At 61.3% G+C, this 21,726-nt stretch carries 18 protein-coding genes; 12 read left to right on the plus strand and 6 right to left on the minus strand.

What is annotated here, in order from left to right; all coding sequences use genetic code 11:
* Window positions 1-8: 8 nt before the first annotated feature.
* From AX760_RS15705 to AX760_RS15730, 6 genes are all read left to right on the plus strand, one after another.
* On the plus strand, window positions 9-848 hold the full coding sequence (locus AX760_RS15705) for a carbohydrate ABC transporter permease (RefSeq protein WP_071833870.1): 840 nt from the start codon (window positions 9-11) through the stop codon (window positions 846-848).
* Window positions 845-1,903, plus strand: a complete 1,059-nt coding sequence (locus AX760_RS15710; RefSeq protein WP_071833871.1) for a Gfo/Idh/MocA family protein — start codon at window positions 845-847, stop codon at window positions 1,901-1,903. The genes AX760_RS15705 and AX760_RS15710 overlap by 4 nt, the downstream gene beginning before the upstream one ends.
* A gap of 70 nt (window positions 1,904-1,973) precedes the next feature.
* A complete protein-coding gene (locus tag AX760_RS15715; protein WP_071834028.1) occupies window positions 1,974-2,975 on the plus strand; it encodes an ABC transporter ATP-binding protein in 1,002 nt (333 codons plus the stop codon).
* 219 nt (window positions 2,976-3,194) lie between these two features.
* Window positions 3,195-4,454, plus strand: a complete 1,260-nt coding sequence (locus AX760_RS15720) for an efflux RND transporter periplasmic adaptor subunit (protein WP_071833872.1) — start codon at window positions 3,195-3,197, stop codon at window positions 4,452-4,454.
* 11 nt (window positions 4,455-4,465) lie between these two features.
* Entirely contained in the window at window positions 4,466-7,612 is a 3,147-nt protein-coding gene (locus tag AX760_RS15725) for an efflux RND transporter permease subunit (RefSeq protein ID WP_071833873.1), read from the plus strand.
* Between the two features lie 49 nt (window positions 7,613-7,661).
* Window positions 7,662-8,282: a TetR family transcriptional regulator gene (locus tag AX760_RS15730; protein WP_071833874.1), complete on the plus strand. Its 621-nt coding sequence runs from the start codon at window positions 7,662-7,664 to the stop codon at window positions 8,280-8,282.
* A 20-nt stretch (window positions 8,283-8,302) separates the two neighbouring features.
* Here the strand turns inward: AX760_RS15730 and AX760_RS15735 are convergent, their stop codons facing one another.
* Window positions 8,303-9,283, minus strand: coding sequence for an isopenicillin N synthase family dioxygenase (locus AX760_RS15735; RefSeq protein ID WP_071833875.1), 981 nt, complete (start codon window positions 9,281-9,283; stop codon window positions 8,303-8,305).
* Window positions 9,284-9,318: 35 nt separating this feature from the next.
* Window positions 9,319-12,336, minus strand: a complete 3,018-nt coding sequence (polA, locus tag AX760_RS15740) for a DNA polymerase I (RefSeq protein WP_071833876.1) — start codon at window positions 12,334-12,336, stop codon at window positions 9,319-9,321.
* A gap of 428 nt (window positions 12,337-12,764) precedes the next feature.
* Here polA and AX760_RS15745 point away from each other — a divergent pair, with 428 nt between their 5' ends.
* The 3 genes from AX760_RS15745 to AX760_RS15755 all read left to right on the plus strand — a co-directional run bounded on the left by AX760_RS15745 (window position 12,765) and on the right by AX760_RS15755 (window position 15,842).
* On the plus strand, window positions 12,765-13,196 hold the full coding sequence (locus AX760_RS15745) for a MarR family winged helix-turn-helix transcriptional regulator (protein WP_071834029.1): 432 nt from the start codon (window positions 12,765-12,767) through the stop codon (window positions 13,194-13,196).
* An 85-nt stretch (window positions 13,197-13,281) separates the two neighbouring features.
* Complete coding sequence (locus AX760_RS15750; RefSeq protein ID WP_071833877.1) at window positions 13,282-14,673, plus strand: dipeptidase; 1,392 nt, start codon at window positions 13,282-13,284, stop codon at window positions 14,671-14,673.
* 206 nt (window positions 14,674-14,879) lie between these two features.
* Window positions 14,880-15,842 (plus strand): lysylphosphatidylglycerol synthase domain-containing protein, encoded by a 963-nt coding sequence (locus AX760_RS15755; protein WP_071833878.1) that lies wholly within the window; start codon window positions 14,880-14,882, stop codon window positions 15,840-15,842.
* 36 nt (window positions 15,843-15,878) lie between these two features.
* Here the strand turns inward: AX760_RS15755 and AX760_RS15760 are convergent, their stop codons facing one another.
* The 3 genes from AX760_RS15760 to AX760_RS15770 form a co-directional block, all read right to left on the minus strand.
* The gene (locus tag AX760_RS15760; protein WP_071833879.1) at window positions 15,879-16,376 is read right to left on the minus strand and encodes a hypothetical protein; all 498 of its coding nucleotides are present in this window, start codon (window positions 16,374-16,376) and stop codon (window positions 15,879-15,881) included.
* A gap of 191 nt (window positions 16,377-16,567) precedes the next feature.
* Window positions 16,568-16,777 (minus strand): cold-shock protein, encoded by a 210-nt coding sequence (locus tag AX760_RS15765; protein ID WP_037103743.1) that lies wholly within the window; start codon window positions 16,775-16,777, stop codon window positions 16,568-16,570.
* Window positions 16,778-17,340: 563 nt separating this feature from the next.
* Window positions 17,341-17,661, minus strand: a complete 321-nt coding sequence (locus AX760_RS15770) for a hypothetical protein (protein WP_071833880.1) — start codon at window positions 17,659-17,661, stop codon at window positions 17,341-17,343.
* A gap of 158 nt (window positions 17,662-17,819) precedes the next feature.
* Between AX760_RS15770 and AX760_RS15775 the strand changes: the two genes are divergently transcribed.
* Window positions 17,820-18,089, plus strand: coding sequence for a hypothetical protein (locus AX760_RS15775; protein WP_071834030.1), 270 nt, complete (start codon window positions 17,820-17,822; stop codon window positions 18,087-18,089).
* A gap of 117 nt (window positions 18,090-18,206) precedes the next feature.
* Window positions 18,207-18,689, plus strand: coding sequence for a DUF2938 domain-containing protein (locus tag AX760_RS15780; protein WP_071833881.1), 483 nt, complete (start codon window positions 18,207-18,209; stop codon window positions 18,687-18,689).
* 70 nt (window positions 18,690-18,759) lie between these two features.
* Here AX760_RS15780 and AX760_RS15785 read toward each other — a convergent pair whose 3' ends face one another.
* Window positions 18,760-19,074: a hypothetical protein gene (locus AX760_RS15785; RefSeq protein ID WP_071833882.1), complete on the minus strand. Its 315-nt coding sequence runs from the start codon at window positions 19,072-19,074 to the stop codon at window positions 18,760-18,762.
* A gap of 261 nt (window positions 19,075-19,335) precedes the next feature.
* On the opposite strand from AX760_RS15785, the gene AX760_RS15790 reads away from it, so the two are divergent.
* On the plus strand, window positions 19,336-21,636 hold the full coding sequence (locus AX760_RS15790) for a transglycosylase domain-containing protein (protein ID WP_175552076.1): 2,301 nt from the start codon (window positions 19,336-19,338) through the stop codon (window positions 21,634-21,636).
* Window positions 21,637-21,726 lie beyond the last annotated feature (90 nt).

Consider the following 21,726-nt stretch of genomic DNA (forward strand, 5'->3'; position numbering starts at 1 on the left):
ACGGATCCATGTCAAAAGCCCGCATGTCGCCGCTGCGCTCCGGCTTCGTCCATCTCGCCCTTGCCGGCTATACGGTGATCGCGCTGTTTCCCGTCGTCCTGACGATCTTCAATTCCTTCAAGGACAAGAACGCGATCTTTCGAACACCGCTGGCTCTGCCGACCGCCGAGACCTTCAGCCTGGTCGGTTATACGACGGTCCTGAAGCAGGGCGATTTCTTCGGCTATTTCCAGAACAGCCTGATCGTCACGGTCGTTTCGATCTTCTTTGCGCTGCTGTTCGGCGCCATGGCCGCCTTCGCGCTCTCGGAATATCGTTTTCGCGGCAATATGCTGATGGGACTTTATCTTGCCATCGGCATCATGATCCCGATTCGGCTCGGCACCGTCGCCATCCTGCAGGGCATGGTCGCCGCCGGCCTCGTCAACACGCTGACGGCGCTGATCCTCGTCTATACGGCGCAGGGTCTGCCGCTCGCCATCTTCATCCTGTCGGAATTCATGCGCACCGTCTCCGACGACCTGAAGAATGCCGGCCGCATCGACGGTCTCTCGGAATATGCGATCTTTTTCCGCCTCGTCCTGCCGCTGGTGCGTCCGGCCATGGCCACGGTGGCCGTCTTCACGATGATCCCGATCTGGAACGACCTGTGGTTCCCGCTGATCCTCGCGCCCGGCGAGGCCACCAAGACGGTAACTCTTGGCAGTCAGGTCTTCATCGGTCAATTCGTTACCAACTGGAATGCGGTTCTGGCAGCCCTGTCGCTGGCCATCCTGCCGGTTCTCGTCCTCTACATCATCTTCTCGCGGCAATTGATCCGCGGCATCACCGCAGGAGCCGTTAAGTGACAGAAAAACCCATCCGCGTCCTCGTTGCCGGCCTTGGAAACATGGGTCGCAGCCACGCACTCGCCTACCACAACAATCCCGGCTTCGAGATCGTCGGCCTCGTCAATCGCTCGAAGCCCGTACTGGCCCCGGAGCTTGGCGGCTACGCGATCCACCCGGATTTCGAGACGGCGCTGAAAGAACTGAAGCCCGATCTCTGCTCGATCTGCACCTATTCCGATAGCCATGCCGATTATGCCGTCATGGCCTTTAAGGCTGGCTGCGACGTCTTCATCGAGAAACCGCTGGCTACGACGGTGGCCGATGCGGAGCGCGTCGTGGCAGCCGCAAAGAAAGCCGGCAAGAAACTCGTCGTCGGCTATATCCTGCGCCACCATCCGTCCTGGATCCGGCTGATCGCCGAAGCGCGCAAACTCGGTGGTCCCTATGTTTTCCGCATGAACCTCAACCAGCAGTCCTCTGGCCCGACCTGGATGACGCACAAGTCGCTGATGGAAACGACACCGCCGATCGTCGATTGCGGCGTGCACTATGTCGATGTCATGTGCCAGATCACCGATGCGAAGCCAGTCGAAGTGCGCGGCATGGGCCTGCGCCTGTCAAACGAGATCGCCGCGGATATGTACAATTACGGCCATCTGCAGGTGCTCTACGAGGACGGCTCGCTCGGCTGGTACGAAGCCGGCTGGGGGCCGATGATTTCGGAGACCGCCTTTTTCGTGAAGGACGTGATGTCGCCGAACGGCTCGGTCTCGATCGTCATGGACCCGAATGCGAAGTCCGACGATATCGACACGCATACCAAGACGGCGGTCATCCGCATACACAAGGCCGAAACCGGTGCCGACGGCAAGTTCGTGCACAAGGACGAGGATCTGACAATGGCCGGTGAACCCGGCCATCAGGAGCTTTGCGATTTCGAGCAGGCCTATGTGCTGAAAGCGATCCGCGAAGACATCGATCTCGAACGACACATGAACGATGCCGTCCAGTCGCTGCGCATCTGCCTGGCCGCAGATGAGAGCGTGCGCAGCGGCCTGCCTGTCAAACTGTAACGAAGCATGTCCCGTGCCGATGTGCAGCATCGGTACGAAAGGCATATGCGACAAAGAAAAGGCGCATCCCGTGGGATCACTTCACCTGAAATCCATCCGCAAGGCCTTCGGTACCCACGAGGTCTTGAAGGGCATCGACCTCGAAGTGAAGGATGGCGAGTTCGTCATTTTCGTCGGCCCGTCCGGCTGCGGCAAGTCCACGCTGCTCAGGGTCATCGCCGGACTTGAGGATGCCAGTTCCGGCAGCGTGCAGATCGATGGCGAGGAGATGATCTCGACGCCGCCGGCCAAGCGCGGCATTGCCATGGTCTTCCAGTCCTACGCGCTTTACCCGCACCTGACGGTCAAGGACAATATGGGTCTTGGCCTCAAGCAGATGGGTGCACCGAAGGCCGAAGTCGAGGCCAAGGTCGGCAAGGCGTCCGCTATGCTGTCGCTGGAGCCCTATCTGGCGCGGCGTCCGGCCGAGCTTTCCGGCGGTCAGCGCCAGCGCGTCGCCATCGGTCGCGCGATTGTGCGCGAGCCGAAGCTGTTCCTGTTCGACGAGCCTTTGTCCAACCTGGATGCTGCGCTGCGCGTCAATACGCGTCTTGAAATTGCCCGGCTGCACCGCAGCCTCAAGGCAACGATGATCTATGTAACGCATGATCAGGTCGAGGCGATGACGCTGGCCGACAAGATCGTCGTGCTGAATGCCGGCCAGATCGAGCAGATCGGCTCGCCAATGGAGCTCTATAACAGGCCGGCCAACACGTTTGTTGCCGGCTTCATCGGCTCGCCGCAGATGAACTTCGTGGAGGCCGGTCGGCTCGGCGACGATGAGGCCAAGACCATCGGCATCCGCCCCGAGCACATCACCCTTTCGCGCGAAAGCGGCGACTGGACGGGCAAGGTCATTCATGTCGAGCATCTTGGTGCCGACACGATCCTCTATCTGGAAACGGACGTAACCGGCCTCCTGACGGTGCGCCTGTTTGGCGAACATCGCTACGCCGTCGATGACGTCGTCTATGCGACACCGGACCGCGCGCGCCTGCATCGTTTCGGTGCCGATGACCGGGTGATCGCCTGATCGGCAGGCGCCCCATCACAGTTTGGTGAGGACTATTGTGCGCTGCATCATAGCCTTGCCAAGGGCTGGGCTTTAACATACAAAACTGTTTGTATATTTGAAGCACCGATGCGAGGAGGCCTCTCCGCATCGGTGTTTCCGTGATTTTCCAGGCATATCGACCGCAGCGTTTCGCCTCCCCGGAAATGTTCGGCCTTGCCTCTTCATTGGATGAACCCCATGCGGAAAAACCGACTGACACTCACTGCAGCAGCCTCCGTCCTGCTTGTTCTGGCCGGATGCCAGGAGGATGAGCAGAAACAGGCGCCGCCTGCCTACCCGCCATCACAGGTTTCCTTTGTCGAGACCAGGATGGAGCCGATCCCGATCACCAACGATCTTCCGGGCCGTGTTGCGCCGACGCGCATCGCCGAAGTGCGCCCGCGCGCCACGGGCATCATCATCAAGCGCGTGTTCGAGCAGGGCTCTCTGGTCAAGGAAGGCGACGTGCTCTACCAGATCGACCCGGCCTCCTTCCAGGTTCAGGTGGACAGTGCCGAGGCGACATTGCGCCGCGCGGAAGCCGTGCGGACCCAGGCGAAGCAGACGGCAGACCGTCAGGATCAGCTGCGCAGGTCCAATGCCGCCTCCGCCCAGCAGTTCGATGATGCCACCGCGCAGCTTGCGCAGGCAGAAGCGGATGTGGCGATCGCCAGTGCGAGCCTTGCCACAGCGCAACTCAATCTCCAGTACACGAACGTGACGGCGCCGATCAGCGGCCGCATCGGCCGGGCCCTGATCACCGAAGGTGCGCTCGTCAGCGCCAACGGGACTGAAAATCTGGCGACGATCCAGCAGCTCGACCCGGTCTACGCGGATTTCACCCAGTCTGCCACGGACCTCATCCGGCTGCGCAAGGGGATGCAGGACGGTGCCTTGTCGGGCGATAAGAACGAAGCCAAGGTCAGGCTTCTGATGGATGACGGCGAGCCCTATGCCCATGTCGGAAAGCTGCTCTTTTCGGAAGCTGCGGTTGACGAAACAACCGGTCAGGTAACCCTGCGCGGTGAATTTCCCAATCCGGATGGCGATCTCCTGCCCGGCATGTATGTCCGCGTGCTGATCGAACAGGGTGTGCGCAACGATGCGATCTCCTTGCCGATCCAGGCCATTCAGCGCGATACCGCCGGCAACGCCCAGGTGTATATCGCCAAGGCGGACGACACGCTGGAATTGCGCAGTGTCAGGCTTGGACAGTCGACGGTGGACAAGGCGGTCGTCATCGAAGGTCTGAAGACCGGCGATAGAGTGGTTGTCGAAGGCTTCCAGAAAATCGGTCCCGGAGCAAAGGTCGTGCCCACGCCGTGGAACCCCGATGGTGCGACCGGACAGGCTGCCGACAAGCCTCAAGCGGAGGGTGAAAATGCGCCCGCTGCACAGCCTGCAGCCGACGGCGAGCAGGGCGAAGCCAAGGTGCAGCCCGCCGAAACGGCGAAGTGAGGACCTGACCTATGCCCAGTTTTTTCATCGATCGGCCGATCTTCGCATGGGTCGTGGCGCTGTTCATCATGATCGCCGGCATCATTGCCTTGCCGCAACTGCCGATCTCGCAGTATCCGAATGTGGCCCCGCCACAGATTTCGGTCAGCACCGCCTATCCCGGGGCCTCTTCCGAGGAAACCTATCAAAGCGTCACGCGGCTCATCGAAAATGAGCTGAACGGCATTACCGGGCTGCAATATTTCGAATCGACGTCGAGCGCCGCCGGTGCGGTGTCAATCAACGTCACCTTCGCGCCCGGCACCGATTCCGGCCAGGCGTCCGTCGATGTGCAAAACCGCGTCGGCCGCGTCGAGCCGCGCCTGCCCGATTCCGTGCGCCAGCAGGGTATCGAGGTCGAGGAGGCCGGCTCCGGCTTCCTGATGATCGTGTCGCTGACATCGACGAACGGTTCGCTCGATGCGATCGCCCTCGGTGACTACATGAGCCGCAACGTGCTGAACGAAATCCAGCGCGTCCCGGGCGTTGGCCGCGCCCAGCTGTTTTCGACAGAGCGTTCGATGCGCATCTGGCTCGATCCCGACAAGATGGTCGGCCTGAACCTGTCCGCAAGCGACGTCACGGCCGCGATCCGGGCACAGAATGCACAGGTCGCATCCGGCAGCATCGGTGCGCAGCCAAACCCGATCAACCAGCAGACGAGTGCCTCTGTTCTCGTCAAGGGTCAGCTGACATCGGTTGACGAGTTCGGTGCCATCGTCCTGCGGGCAAACCAGGACGGGTCGGCTGTGCGTCTGCGCGACGTCGCGCGCATCGAGGTCGGCGGTCAGGACTACAACACCTCCACCCGGCTGAACGGCCAACCGTCCGCCGCCATCGGGGTGCAGTTGACGCCCACGGGCAATGCGCTCAACACCTCGACCGCCGTCAAGGCGCGCATGGACGAACTGAAGGGCTTTTTCCCTCCAGGCGTCGAATATTCGATCCCCTACGATACCTCGCCCTTCGTGGCAATTTCCATCGAGAAAGTGCTGCACACGCTGCTGGAAGCCGTGGCGCTTGTGTTCATCGTGATGTTTCTCTTCCTTCAGAACATCCGCTACACCATCATCCCGACACTCGTCGTGCCCGTGGCGCTTCTGGGCACCTGTGCCGCCATGCTTGTCATGGGCTTCTCCATCAACGTCCTGACGATGTTCGGCATGGTTCTGGCCATCGGCATTCTCGTCGACGACGCTATTATCGTGGTTGAAAACGTCGAACGCATCATGTCGGAGGAGGGGCTTTCACCGAAGGATGCCACCCGCAAGGCCATGAAGCAGATCACGGGTGCCGTTATCGGCATCACGCTCGTTCTGTCGGCGGTGTTCATCCCGATGGCGTTCTTCCCAGGCTCGGTCGGTATCATCTACCAGCAGTTCAGCCTGACCATGGTGGTTTCGATCCTGTTCTCCGCCTTGCTGGCACTTTCGCTGACGCCGGCCTTGTGCGCCAGCTTCCTGAAGCAGGTTCCGAAGGGACACAATCATACCAAGAGAGGTTTCTTCGGCCTCTTCAACCGCGGTTTCGACAAGGCGTCGCACAGTTACAGCAACACGGTCTACAAGATGGTTCGGCGAACGGGCCGGTTCATCATGATCTACGTTGTCGTGCTTGGCGGTCTTGCCTATCTGTTCATGCAGCTGCCGTCCTCCTTCCTTCCGGATGAGGATCAGGGCTTCGTGATCGTCAGCCTGCAACTGCCCTCGGAAGCCACCGGCAACAGGACGACGGAGGTCGTCAAGCAGGTCGAATCGATCTTCAGCAAGGAAAGCGCGGTCTCGACGATCATTGCGATCAACGGTTTCAGCTTTTCGGGAACCGGTCAGAACGCCGGCCTTGCCTTCGTGACGCTGAAGGACTGGGACGAGCGGGATGCGGACAATGTGGCAAGCGCTATTGCCGGCCGTGCATCCGGTGCCATGAGCCAGATCAAGGATGCGATCGCCTTTGCGCTTTCGCCGCCGCCGATCCAGGGTCTTGGAACGACCAATGGCTTTGCCTTCCGTCTTCAGGATCGGGGTGGGCAGGGCTCGGTGGCTCTTGCCGCAGCCCGCGACCAGCTGCTCGGTCTGACAGCGCAGAGCGCCGTTGTCACCGGCGTGCGCGTCGACGGTCTGCCGGATGGCGCGCAGGTGAACCTTTTGATCGATCGCGAGAAGGCCAATACCTTCGGCGTGACCTTCGCGGACATCAACGCGACCATCTCGACCAATATGGGCTCGTCCTACGTCAATGACTTCCCGAACGCCGGGCGTCTGCAACGCGTCACGGTCCAGGCCGACGACACCAAGCGCATGCAGACGGGGGATCTGCTGAACCTCAATGTCCGCAACAGCAATGGCGGCATGGTGCCGATCTCGGCGTTCGCCACGATCGAGTGGCAGAAGGGCCCGACCCAGACCGTTGGCTACAACGGCTATCCCTCGGTGCGCGTCAGCGGACAGGCCCAGCCGGGCTATTCGTCCGGTGAAGCGATTGCCGAAATGGAACGTCTGGCGGACCAGCTTCCGCAGGGCTTTGCCTATGAGTGGACGGGCCAGTCACGTGAGGAAATTGCCTCCGGCAGTCAGGCGCCTTTGCTCATCGGTCTGTCCTGCCTGCTGATCTTCCTGTGCCTTGCAGCGCTTTATGAAAGCTGGAGCATTCCGATATCGGTGATGATGGTCGTTCCGCTTGGCGTCATCGGTGCGGTTCTCGCTGTGCTCATGCGGGATCTCTCCAACGACGTCTATTTCAAGGTTGGCATGATCACCATCATCGGTCTGTCCGCCAAGAATGCGATCCTGATCATCGAGTTTGCCAAGGAGCAGATGGAGGCCGGCAAATCGCTGCTGGACGCCACGGTCGAGGCGGCGCATCTGCGCTTCCGGCCGATCTTGATGACCTCGCTTGCCTTCACGCTCGGTGTCCTGCCGCTCGCCATCGCCACGGGCGCAAGCTCGGGCAGCCAGCGCGCCATCGGGACCGGTGTGATGGGCGGAATGATCTCTGCCACGGTGCTTGCGGTCTTCTTCGTGCCGGTCTTTTTCGTCTTCATCGCCGGACTGTTCCAGCGGGGCAGGAAGAAAGAGGTCGAAGTGTCGACACCGGCTGCGGCGCCGACCCCCGGCGAATAGGCTTTGAAAGGCCCGTCTCACGGCGGGCCTTTCGCTTGAGGAGGGCAGCATGCGCAGAACCAAGGCCGAGGCAGAGGAAACCCGGCATCGTATCCTCGATGCTGCGGAGAGGGTGTTTTACGCCAAGGGTGTTTCGAACACGACGCTGGAAGACGTGGCCCGTGCGGCCGGCGTCAGCCGCGGCGCGATCTATTGGCATTTCGCCAACAAGACCGATCTTTTCCTCGCACTCTACAATTCCGTGAAAATTCCGCAGGAAGACATGCTGGAACCCGCAGGCGCCGAAGCCGGCACCGATGCGCTCTCGTCGATCGAGAAGGCTGCGGCGGAATGGCTCGACCTGATGGAACAGGACGAACAGCGGCAACGCATCCTCTCCATCCTGCTGCGCTGCGATTATGGCAGCGACCTCGCGCCCGTGCTGGAACGCCAGCAGGAGGTCGATGCACACCACACCACGCTTTTGGTCAACGCCTTTGCCTCCGCCATGGCGAGCGGTAATCTCGATGCACGCTGGACCCCGCATTCCGCAGCTCGAGCCTTGCGCTGGATGATGAAGGGTCTTTGCAGCGAATGGCTGCTTTTTGGAAAACGCTTCGATCTGGCGACCGACGGCCGCGAAGGCCTGCGCCTGCTGTTCGACACCTTCCGCCGGTCGAGGCCGCACTGATGCCAGGGATCAGATTCGGATCAGGCCGTCGTCGCCTTGAACTTGCTCATCAGATAGGGGCCGGACAGCACGGGTGGATATTTCGCCACTTCGCCCGGTGACAGGCAGGCGTCGAGAACGGTGATCTGCGCGTCCCAGTTCGGCTGGTGGAAGAAGGCGAGCGATTGCCGGCGTGCCATGCCGCCTTCGTCTGGTGATGGATTGACGACGCGGTGCAGCGTCGAGACCCAGCGATCATTGGTCCAGCGCGCCATCAGATCGCCGATATTGATGACAAAGGCGCCATCGACGGGCGGAACCGGCGTCCATTGCCCGTCAGGCGTGATGATCTCCAGGCCTTTCGAGCCCGCCTGCGGCAACAGGATCGTCAGGCTGCCATAGTCCGTATGGGCCCCGGCGCGCAACTGCCCCGGCTTCGGCGGCACATGCTGCTTCGGATAGTTGAGGCCGCGAAGCGCGCTGATCGGCGTGTTGATGAATGGTTCGAAGTAGGTTTCCGGCAGATCGAGGGCCACCGCAAAGAGCCGCATGACCCGCGCGGCCAGATCCTCCAGCGCTGCATAATAGGCCTTCCAGGCGTCGACAAAGCCGTCCGGCCGCTCCGGCCAGATCGTTTCGGCATAACAGAAGGCAAGCGCTTCCGGATCGGTGATGGAGGCAGGCTGCACCAGCGGCCCGCCGTTGAAGCTCTCCTTCAGGTCTGGGGGGCTGTCGACATCGCGCGATTTGGCGAGCGCCTCCAGTTCCGGCCCGAGATAGCCGTAGGGATAACCCTTGTAGGGTGCGCGAACCCTTTGTTTCTCCTCGGCTGGCAGGTCGAAGAAGGCGCGCGCATTGGCCCACACCGCATCAATCACCGTCTGTGGCACGCCGTGATTGCGGATCGCCAGAAAACCGGTTTCCCGGCAGATCGCGTCCACGACCTCGCCGAGACGTTTCTTTTCGCTGGCGTCACCCTGCTCGAAGGCCGACAGGTCGAATACGGGGAAAGGCTGCGTCATGATCTCGCTCCGGACAGGGCTTCGGGAAAAAAGGGCTAGTGCGCCTCATCCCAGTTCTGGGCGGCGCGCGCGTCGACCTTCAGCGGCACGCGCATGTCGAGCGCCGGCATGGCGGCGTTTTCCATGATCGAAACCACGAGCGGAATGGTCTGCTCGACATCGGCATCCTCCACCTCGAAGATCAGTTCGTCATGCACCTGCAGCAGCATCCGGGCGCGGTCGGCAAGGCCCGCATCCCGCAGCGCTGGTTCCATTCGGATCATGGCGCGGCGAATGACGTCGGCGGCCGATCCCTGGATCGGGGCGTTGATCGCTGCGCGTTCGTTGAAGGCGCGCATCGACGGGTTGGACGAGCGGATATCAGGATAATGCGCCCTGCGACCGAAAATTGTCTCGACATAGCCGTTTTCGCGCGCGAACGCCTTGGTTGCGTCCATGTAGTCGCGGATGCCTGGAAAACGCTCGAAATACTTCTTGATGTAATCGCCGGCCTCGGAGCGCTCGATCGACAGCTGGTTGGCAAGGCCGAAGGCCGAGATGCCGTAGATGATGCCGAAATTGATCGCCTTGGCGCGGCGGCGGATTTCGCTCGGCATGCCCTCGACCGGAACGCCGAAAATTTCCGACGCCGTCATCGCATGGATGTCGATGCCATCGGCAAAGGCCTGGCGCAATTGCGGGATATCGGCGACATGGGCGAGCACCCGCAATTCGATCTGACTGTAGTCGGCGGACACCAGCTTGTGGCCGGGCGTCGAGACGAAGGCGGTGCGGATCTTGCGGCCTTCCGCGGTGCGCACCGGAATGTTCTGCAGGTTCGGGTCGGAGGAAGACAGGCGGCCGGTTGTCGTCGCAGCCAGCGCATAGGACGTGTGGACGCGTCTGGTTTCGGGATGGACGAAGCCGGGCAGGGCGTCGGTATAGGTGGATTTCAGCTTTGTCAGCTGGCGCCAGTCGACGATCTTGCGCGGCAGCGGGTGGCCTTCGGCCGCGAGGTCTTCCAGCACCTGCGCCGAGGTCGACCATTGCCCGGTCTTGGTCTTTGATCCCCCGGCCAGGCCCATGCGCCCGAACAGGATGTCTCCCAGTTGCTTGGGGGAGCCGATGTTGAAGGTTTCGCCGGCTAGCGCATAGATATCGTGCTCATGGGCGGCGGCACCCTGCGCCAGTTCGCCCGAGAGCCGCGACAGGATCTGACGGTCCACCGTGATGCCGCGCTCTTCCATGCGCGCCAGAACCGGAACCAGCGGGCGCTCGAGCCGCTCATAGACGGAAACGAGACCCTTCGCCACGAGCCGCGGCTTCAGCACATGCCACAGACGAAGCGTCACATCGGCATCTTCCGCCGCATAGGCCGTCGCCTTGTCGATATCGACATAGTCGAATGTCTGCGCGGACTTGCCGCTGCCGGCGACCGATTTATAGCTGATCGGCTGGTGCCCGAGCCAGCGCTCCGAAAGCGCATCCATGCCATGGGTGCCGTTGCCGGCATCGACCACATAGGACATCAGCATCGTGTCGTCGAAGCCCTGGATGGTGACGCCATGACGCTTCATGACCAGGTAGTCATATTTCAGGTTCTGGGCGATCTTCAGCACGGCGGGATCTTCCAGCAGGCTTTTCAGCCGTGGCAGCGCCTCGTCCATCGGAATCTGGTTGGCGGCGAGCTTCACGCCGTCGCTGAACAGGTCGTCGCCACCGGTCTTGTGCAACAGCGGCACATAGGCGGCCCTGATTGTCTTGGCCGACGGGTCGTTGGCATTGTCGGCAATCGCCAGCGAAAAGCCGACAAGCTCGGCCTGCATCGCATCGAGCGAGGTGGTTTCCGTGTCAAAAGCAACAAGCCCCGCCTCGCGCGCCTTTGCAATCCAGGCGTCGAGCGTCGCAACATCGCGGATGGCGACATAGCCGGCATGGTCGATCTTCGCCGTCGCAAAACTCTCTGCGCGTGCCTGGGCGTGCACCTGCGGCGTCCGGCCGGCCGGATTGCCGTCGATCAGCACCGTTGCTGCCGCGGCCGCGCTGCCGCGCGATGGTGCCGACGTCGATGACAGATCGGACGGTGCCGTCGACCCTGCCAGCTCGCCCTTGTCGAGATCAGGCCCGCGCGCCGCCGCACCCCATTCGACTGGCACATCCGCCGGTTCGACAATCTCTGCGTCTGTTTCGGTCGCCGCAGCGACGCGGCGGGTCAGCGAGGTGAATTCCATCGCCTTCAGGAAGGCAATCAGCCGCGGTCCGTCCTGCGGTTCCAGGTGCAGCGAATCCAGGTCCATATCAACAGGCGTATCGATCTTCAGCGTCACCAGCTGCCGCGACAGGCGCGCGAGGTCGGCATGGGCGATGATGTTTTCGCGGCGCTTGACCTGCTTGATCTCGCCGGCGCGGGCAAGCAGCGTGTCGAGATCGCCGAATTCCGCGAGCAGCTGCGCAGCCGTCTTCGGCCCGATGCCGGGGATACCCGGCACGTTGTCGGTCGAATCGCCGGTCATCGCCTGCATGTCGATCATCTTTTCCGGCGGCACACCCCATTTCTCGATCACTTCCGGGATCGAGATCTGCTTGTCCTTCATGCTGTCATACATCGACACATTGGCCGTCACGAGCTGCATCAGGTCCTTGTCCGAGGAGATGATCGTCACATCGGCGCCGGTGGCTTCCGCCAGTCGGGCATAGGTGGCGATGATATCGTCGGCCTCGAAGCCTTCCTTCTCGATGCAGGGCAGGTTGAAGGCGCGGGTCGCATGGCGGATCAGGCCGAACTGCGGGATCAGGTCTTCCGGCGGCGCCGAGCGATTGGCCTTGTACTGGTCATAGAGGGCGTTGCGGAACGTCTTGGACGAATAGTCGAAGATAACAGCAAAATGCGTCGGCGTGACGCCAACCGAGGTGTCGCGCGCATCGGTCAGAAGCTTCCACAGCATGTTGCAGAAACCGGAGACGGCATTGACCGGCAATCCGTCGGATTTGCGGCTGAGGGGCGGTATGGCGTGGAAGGCGCGGAAGATGAAGCCGGAGCCGTCGACGAGGAAGAGATGATCACCTTTTTTCATGGGAAGAAGGGATAGCGCGAGCGGCCTTGGGCGTCCATATGTTCAATTTCTGGGCGGGATGTTTTTACCGTTCGTCCGAAATTGAGGGCCCTCACAGAAACGTTACCAATTTGTAGTCCGGCACCGTCGGCATATCCCTTGAAAAGCCACATTTGAAACCACAAATCCTAGTCAACGGCGCCTGAACACGCCGTCATCTGGCGGATGGCCTGTCCCCCGCCGAAGCCGGATGAAGGACAAAGGCCTATCCCCCCTCTCCGGGCCTTTGTCCCAGATTGACAAGACCGCCACGGCTCCGCCTCCGCCGTGGCGGTCTTTGTCGTTCAGGCCGCTGCATCCTGGATCCATGCCGTTCCCTCCCCCTTTGTGCGTAGTCCATCGCCTGCAATGAATCTTGTTTTCCAGCGCGTTTGGGCGTACCCATGAACATGGCTTTCGACCGGATGGACTCAGCGACTTACCTCGCCAGCCTGCTGGCCAAGAATTTCTCCCGCGCCCTGCAGGAGAGAAGCCAGAAGCTCGGCTTTGCGCCCGGCCAGTTTCCGATCCTGCTGGAGTTGTGGGCCGAGGAAGGTCTGACGCAGAAACAGCTTCTCGACCGGATGGACATCGAACAGGCGACCATGGCCAATACGCTGTCTCGCATGGAGCGTGATGGCTTGATCAGCCGCCGCAAACACCCCGGCGACAAACGGGCGCAACAGGTGTTTTTGACCGACAAGGCGAAAGCCATGGAGGCAGATGCCAAGGACGCGGCTCTTGCAGCCGACCAGTCACTCCTGTCCGGCTTTCGTCGCTTCGAGCGCGAGCTGTTGCTGGAATATATGCGCATGGCGATTGCCAACGGCACGAGGACATAACGCCCCGTCCATAGGTTCATCAAAAGATTTTACTTAAACGTGCCGCGATTCCTCTTTACGGTCCGCCGGAACAACAAGGATTCGCATGATGGCCAGTATTTCCCCGACGCTCGAGCGCGCAGACTCCAATCTCCCCGAGAGCCTTGAGCGGCTTTTCGATCTCGTCCGTATCCCGTCGATTTCGACCGATCCGGCCTACAAGGCTGATTGCCGCAGGGCGGCCGAGTGGCTGGCCTCGGAGCTGCAGGGCCTCGGCTTTGAGGCCTCCGTGCGCGATACGCCCGGTCATCCGATGGTCGTGGCCCACCATGCCTCCGGCCATCCGGGCGCACCGCACGTGCTGTTTTACGGACATTACGATGTCCAGCCGGTCGATCCGCTGAACCTCTGGGAGGTCTCTCCGTTCGAACCGTCGATCAAGGATATTGGCGGTGGCCGCAAGGTCATCACCGGCCGTGGCACTTCCGACGACAAGGGCCAGCTCATGACTTTCGTCGAGGCCTGCCGGGCCTACAAGGAAACCCATGGCAGCCTGCCATGCGCGGTCACGATTCTGTTCGAGGGCGAGGAGGAATCCGGCTCGCCCTCGCTTAAACCCTTCCTTGAGGCCAACGCTGCCGAGCTCAAGGCCGATTATGCGCTGGTCTGCGACACCGGCATGTGGGACAGCGAGACCCCGGCAATCTCGGCCGGCCTGCGCGGTTTGGTCGGCGAGGAAATCACTATCACGGCAGCCGATCGTGATCTGCATTCCGGCATGTTCGGGGGAGCCGCCGCCAATCCGGTCCACAGTCTGTCGGCCATTCTCGCCGGGCTGCATGATGCCGAAGGCCGCGTGACCCTCGATGGTTTCTACGACGGTGTCGAGGAAACCCCCAGCCAGATCAAGGCGGCGTGGGAAACACTCGGCCAGACGGCGGAGAAATTCCTGGGCGAAATCGGCCTTTCGGTGCCATCAGGCGAAAAGGGCCGGTCCGTGCTGGAGCTGGTCTGGGCCCGCCCGACGGCGGAAGTCAACGGGATCTGGGGTGGCTATACCGGCGAAGGATTCAAGACCGTGATTGCCGCACAGGCCTCCGCCAAGGTCTCGTTCCGCCTCGTCGGCAAGCAGGACCCGGCGAAAATCCGCGAGGCGTTCCGGGCCTATGTGACCTCGAAAATCCCCAGCGATTGCTCGGTCGAATTTCACGCGCATGGCGGTTCGCCGGCCATCCAGCTTCCCTATGATTCGGCCTTGCTGAACACGGCGAAAATGGCACTTTCCGACGAATGGCCAAAGCCGGCGGTCGTCATCGGCATGGGCGGGTCGATACCGATCGTCGGCGATTTCCAGAAGATGCTCGGCATGGAATCGCTGCTGGTCGGTTTCGCGCTGTCGGATGACCGCATCCACTCGCCGAACGAGAAATACGACCTGCAGTCGTTCCACAAGGGGATCCGCTCCTGGATCCGCATTCTCGATGCGCTTGCCGCCTGATCTCCGGTATGATTCCCGCAACGAACGACCCACCCGCCCTTGACCCCGGCGGGTGGGGATGGTCTTTTCCTGATGATGATGAGTTGTAAACAGAACAGCAGCATGCGGCCGATCCGGACTGAAATGCGGGCTTCCGACACGTTGGCAAGCCTGCGGCAGGGGGATGGCGGCCTGACAGAGCCTTTGGTTGCGAGAACGATCACGGCATGAAGACGGCACGGAAATTCATCTGGCCGGCGATCGGTCTGGCTGCCATCGTGTTTTCGCTTTATGGCCTGTTCCATGAACTGCGTGACCTGTCGCTCGGTGACTTCATAGCCAGCATCGAGGCTGTTTCGCTCAAGCGCTGGAGCCTTGCCGCCTGCGCGACCCTGGTCGCCTATGCCGCGCTTGCGGCCTATGATCATCTGGCGCTCGAACATCTGGGACACCGGATTTCCTTGTGGTTCATCACGGTCTGTTCGTTCACCGCCTATGCGCTCTCGCACACGGTCGGTGCTTCGGTTTTTTCCGGCGCCGTGGTGCGCTACAGGGCCTACGAATCCAAGGGGCTGACCGCTGGCGAAGTCGGCGTCCTGGTTGCCTTCTGTTCGTTCACCTTTTTTCTGGGAACAGCGATGCTGTTCGGCGTCGTGCTCCTCGTCGAACCGGAAATCGTCTCCCGCTTCGCGTCGTTCCTGCCCGTGGAAGCGGCAATTTCCACCGGGGTCGCCATTCTCGGCTTGATCGCTCTTTACCTGATCGGCAGTCTCGTCGGTTTCCGCCCGATTTCCACCCGCTGGTTCCGGCTCGAATATCCGAAGCCGTCGCTGGCCATGCGGCAGCTGGTGATCGCGCCGATCGAATTGATCGGTGCCGCCGGCATCATCTATTTTGCGCTGCCGGAAGCCGGGAATCCCGGGTTTCTGGTGATCCTCGGCGTGTTCCTCGCGTCTTTTTCCGCAGCCCTTCTGTCGCATGCCCCCGGGGGGCTTGGCGTGCTTGAACTCGTTTTCATCGCAGCCTTGCCGGAGATGGATCCTGTCGGTGTCCTGGCGGGTCTCGCGATCTTCCGGCTGTTCTACCTCATCATCCCGTTCTTCATGGCGCTTGGCGTGGTCGTCGTGTTCGAGCGGGCGCAATATGTCCGCGCGCGCGACAAGCTGCAGGATGGCAACCCGCAAGTCTGATCCGCCGGCGACCGGACACACCGTTCGGATAGCCGTTCACGAGGGGATATGGCAGACCTTCGGAACGGCACTCTCAAGCGGCCCCGTTACTTCCTCCAGTTCGGCGCTTTCAATGTGAAGCGGCGCAAAGGGTGGCTCCTGGCCGCTGGCGCTGGCCATGCGGGTGAGGTAGCAGCCGGCAAAGACCTGTTGCTTTCCGTCCTTGTCGACGGATCTCACGGCGACGGGCACCGGCTCATAGGTGCTGCCGGCTGCGCCCTCCGGCGTCACCGTGCCGGTCAAAACCTTGACATCGACTGTGTTGCGATAACCGTCGACAAAGCTCTTATAGTCGCCAACAGGTTTGCGGTCGCCGAAATAGCCGTAGGCCCGTGCATATTCCTGTCGCGCAATTGCGTTGTATAGCGAGCGCACGATCGCTGCGCCGTCAGACCGGTCGTCGATATAGCTGTTGGCATCCTGCGCCCTGCCGGGAAGCTTGCCAGACATGAGGAGCCCGATCGAGACAAGGATGGGGATGGATTTGCGCTTCATGATGCTGCTCCTTTGAGATTGGAGCAGCTTTCACCGCCGATGCGGCGATTTGAAGATCGTGCGAAATCACACCGAGATCCGCCATGCCATCGGCGAGCTGTCTGTGGCCTAAAACACAAAAAAGGCCGGGATGACCCGACCTTTTCCGAATGTCAAAGACATTTGCGGGCGCGAGAAACGCGCCCAGCGTATTAGGCAGCCTGCAGGTTGTCTGCAGACATCTTGCCGGACTTGCGGTCCTTGACGAGCTCGAAGCTGATCTTCTGACCGTCGTTGAGACCACGCATGCCAGCGCGTTCAACAGCCGAAATGTGGACGAATACGTCCTGGCTGCCGTCGTCCGGCTGGATGAAGCCGAAGCCCTTTGTGGAGTTAAACCATTTTACAGTGCCAGTGGCCATAACGGATCCCTTTCTCTAGCAAATTGTGTTGGACCATCTCCTAAACGCAAGGAAACGGCATTTGTTCGAATCTGAAGGAAAGTTCGTCCGATTGCGCGCAAAGTCGCAAAAACCAAAGTCATCTAACAAATATCGACAGCGCAGCAAATAATTGAAGGGGGTGAAAACGTCAAGTTTTATTTCCGCATTTTCAATTTGTGCGTTGTAAACGTTGTATTTTTTCGGATCGAAAAGGCGCCGAGGAAATGCCGTTTTCTAGCCTCATTCGGCGCAAATTGCTGCGATCTCTCGTCCGTGTCGGTGCGAACGGTAGAATGAGAAAAGCCCGCAGCCGGGAGGAGGTGGCAGCGGGCTTTTCAAATTAGAACCGACCAGCAACTGGGAGGAGGAGTGTTGCCGATCCTGCAGACTTCCCCGGGAGGAGGAGTGGGTTGTCTGCAACATCGAAGCGCTGCGGGAGGAGGTGCATTGCTTCGATGTTTGTAGTCTACGCTTTCCTAGCGTGAACAACAGGCATTATATTGCAACGCAGCAATGCACAGGGCGCAAGGCTGGCGCCGCAATCAGCGCCACCAATATGGGGAGCGTTCGGGCTCGGACTGAGAGCCCAGCAGGTAGCCGACCAGCATGCCGGCTGCCGCGGCCAGAAACACAACACTGCCGGCTGCAGCCGGGTGTTCGCGGGCGACACCGGCAATGGCACTGCCTTCGGCACGCACCTGCGCCACGGCTTTCCTCGCCTGCGGTGCAGCCGCGTCATAGGCATCGGCAGCGCGCTCGCGCACATCGGTATAGGCCTTCGTGCCCTGCGCCGAAACGATTTTCGTCAGCCTTGCCACTTCTTCGCGCAGTGCCTTGATGTCGGGATTGATGAGTTCAGCCATGGTGGTTCTCCACGTTAAATGATGCTGCACCAACGCCTGGCGACGGGATTTGTTCCGCAAGGACGATCGCCTGTGCAAATCCGGGACGGGAGATGTTGTGCCTGTCACGGTGATGGTAGATGCTTGATTCCAAGCGCACGGATCAACAGGACAGACAGATGAACGACAACGAGCCGAACTACGAGCATTCGGACTATGCCGGCGAATTCACGGCCGACGGCATCACGGTGCTTGTCGATATTTTTCGGATTGCCGGCAGCACCGGTGTCTGGTCGCTGGAGGTCATCGATCAGGATGAGGGTCTGACCGTCTGGGAGGAGCCCTTTCCGACCGACAAGGATGCCTATGAGGAATTCCTGGCCACGGTCGAGCGCGACGGTATCGAGTCTTTTCTCGATGATCCGGATCCCGAGCCTACCGTCCAGTAGCGCGGGACCATTGGCTTGCAGGATCTCCGATCCGGCAGAGCATGAGCGGACGGCATTGCAACAACGTCATCCTTGATCTTTCTATTCATCGTGAACCCCCGGGAAAGTGGAATTGCCGTGTTTGACCTTTTATCGCGTGGTGTAGTGATCGGTGTCGGCGCAACCATCCTCATGGATGTCTGGGCGATTGTCCTTTGGAAGGTTTTCGGCGAGCCACGACCGAACTGGGGGCCCGTCGGTCGTTGGTTCTGGCACCTGCCCAAGGGGACGGTTTTTCACGACACGATCGCGCAGGCCGAACCATACGCGCATGAAGTGGCCCTCGGCTGGATCAGCCACTACGCCGTCGGCATTCTCTATGGCATCCTTCTGGCATTGTGGGGCGGCGCGGCGTGGTTTGCGGCGCCGACCTTCCTGCCGGCCTTTGTTCTTGGCATACTGACGGTCGGTGCCGGATGGTTTCTCCTGCAGCCTGGGCTCGGCATCGGCTGGGCCGCGTCGAAACTGCCGCATGCCAACAAGGTGCGGATGCTCAACCTCGTCGCCCACACCGTCTTTGCGGCCGGGCTCTACGGCACCGCGTTGCTGCTCTTGGCCTGAGCGTTCATGTCGCTATGTGTCGGGGTAACGGTTGATCCGGCGACTGCGCCAGCCTGTGGCGCCGTTCGGGTCAGCGCCTGTAGAACAGGAAGGACAGGGCCAGCAGGACAAGGGCTGCAGGCCAGAAGTCTGTCATCTGGTCCCAGTTCCATTGCCACATCAGATAGCCGTCGAGATGCGGCGGCGGCATGTCGACGCTGATTTCATAGTCCCTTTTCTCGCGTCCGTGAAAATGGCCGGCGGCGAAGGCAAGGCCAAGGAGGATGGCGATGCGGCGTTCGTAGAGAAGAGCGGCCGCAAGCGCGAAGATCGCCGCCATCACGATGGCTTCAATGATGTGGCCGAGCCAGTCGAAGTTCTGTTGCAGATAGGTCCAGTCGATCATCCCGCAGCTATCGACTGTCTGGCTGCGTCAGGCAACCGTCACGGCGCCTGATTCCGCGCGCGCGACCGTGAAAGCGACGGACAGGGGCGATGGCGAAGGGCTTGGCAGCGGTCTTTGCTGATCGTTAACGCCCCCTTAAATTGCCGCATTTACAGTGCACCGCACGTTCGAAGGTGGCCTGCGCGTCGCATCGACGTCGGCCGGTCTCGCGGCCGGCAAACAGACACAGAAACCCGACAGATGGGGCAGCGCCGATCCGGCATGGCAGGTCAACGCAAATCAGGTCAGAGAATTGAACCTTCCTTCGAAGGCGGGCGTGGTCGTGGCGACGATGATCTGCACGTTTCGGCAGGCGATCGCATCGGTGGCGGTGGAAAATCGGGTCGCTCCGCATCCTCTTCTGGCAAGGCATCGACAGCCAGGTCCGCCGCATCGAAATCAGCCGGTGATCGCGAGCCCGTCAGGAAGTCAGCGCGCAGGCGCGGTGGCGGCTCGCGGCGTGGTGGTTCCGGCGGTGGACTGTTCGGCCTCGTCCGGTCCCTCTTCTACTGGTGTTTCGTGCTCGGAATCTGGGGCGGTATCGGTATTGCCGGGCTCGTTCTTTATTATGGCGCGCGCATGCCGAACGCCACCAGCTGGACGATCCCCGAGCGTCCACCCAACGTCAAGATCTTGGCCGTCAGCGGCGACATCATCGCCAATCGCGGCGCCACCGGCGGCGAGGCACTGTCGCTCGAAAACATGTCGCCCTACATCCCGCAGGCGGTGATTGCCATCGAGGACCGGCGGTTCTACTCGCATTTCGGTGTTGACCCGCTGGGCCTCGCCCGCGCCATGATCACCAATATCAGCACCGGCCGCATGGTGCAGGGCGGCTCGACGATCACCCAGCAGCTGGCCAAGAACCTGTTTCTCTCGCCGGACCGCACGCTGGAACGCAAGGTTCAGGAAGTCCTGCTCTCCGTCTGGCTGGAGCAGAAATACACCAAGGACCAGATCCTTGCGATGTACCTCAATCGCGTCTTCTTCGGCTCGAACGCCTATGGCGTCGAGGCGGCCTCGCGCCGCTATTTCAACAAGTCGGCGCGCGATGTGAACCTTGGCGAGGCAGCGCTTCTGGCGGGCCTCCTCAAGGCACCCTCACGGCTCTCGCCGGCGCGGGATCCGCAGGCGGCGGAAGCGCGTGCGCAGGTCGTTCTCGGCACGATGCGCGAGGAAGGCTTCGTCACCGATTCTGAAATCAAGACGGCCATGTCGCAGACGCCGACACGGGCCAAAAGCTTCTGGTCCGGCTCGGAGCATTATGTTGCCGACATGGTGATGGACCAGCTGCCGGCGATGGTCGGCGATATCAAGGAAGATCTGATTGTCGATACGACGCTCGATCTCGATCTGGAGAAAAAGGCTGAAGCCGCCATCGCCGCCAGCCTGGGGGAGGACGGCGCAAAACTGAATGCCTCGCAGGCGGCTCTGGTGTCGATCGACGGGACCGGCGCCATTCGCGCGCTGGTCGGCGGCAAGGATTATGCCGAAAGCCAGTTCGATCGGGCCTCAAAGGCCAGGCGCCAGCCGGGATCGGCCTTCAAGCCCTTTGTCTATGCCGCGGCGATGGAGATCGGTCGGACGCCGATGTCGGTGCGCAACGATGCGCCGGTTCGCATCGGCAAATGGACACCGGAGAACTACGATCAGAAATATCGCGGCGAGGTGACGCTGACGCGCGCGCTGGCCGATTCGCTTAACACCATCGCCGCCCAACTGGTGATGGAGGTCGGGCCGCAGAATGTCGCCAAGCTCGCCCACCGTCTCGGCATCGAATCCGAACTCCAGGCCAATGCCTCGATCGCGCTCGGCACCTCGGAAGTCAGCCTGGTCGAGCTGACCTCAGCCTACGCCCCCTTCATGAATGGCGGCTTCAAGGCAACGCCGCATGTCATCCGGCGGATTTCGACGGCCGATGGCAAGGTTCTCTACGAAAACACCTATGATAACCCACCCCGCGTTCTCGATCCGGCAATCGTCAGCGAGATGAACCAGATGATGGTCAAGGTGATCACCTCGGGCACCGGCAAGAATGCCCGGCTGAAGGACTGGGACGCGGCCGGCAAGACCGGCACCACCCAGTCGTTCCGCGATGCGCTTTTCGTTGGCTACACCAGCAACCTGACGACCGGCATCTGGTTTGGCAATGATGATGGCAAGTCGATGAAAAAGGTCACCGGCGGCGGTCTTCCGGCCAAGGCGTGGAATGTCTTCATGACCGCAGCGCACGAGGGCCTGTCGCCATCGCCGCTGTTCGGCACGGTGGGCGTCCAGCCGGTGTTCGAGGACCAGCCCGTCGCTGGCCAGCCCGTCCCCGAAAAGGGCGGCGACGAACTCTTCGACATCATCTCCCGCACGCTCGATGGCAATGAGGCGGGCTCCCGCGACGGACAGGCCGTCACGGCTGAACAAACCGGCGCCGTCCCGCTCAATGACGGTCTCGTTCCACCTGCTGACGTGGGTAAACAGCAGACCGGCACGCGCCGCACGACGCTTCTCGACATTCTTTTAGGTGGGTGAGTTCACCTAACCCCATGCGACAACCACGTTTCGGATGGTCGATCCAAACGCGAACGCGGGTTTTTGCGTACGGTACATGCGCGATGGAAA

Origin of the sequence: Pararhizobium antarcticum (genome assembly GCF_001885585.1) — a bacterium.
GTDB lineage: Bacteria > Pseudomonadota > Alphaproteobacteria > Rhizobiales > Rhizobiaceae > Pararhizobium > Pararhizobium antarcticum.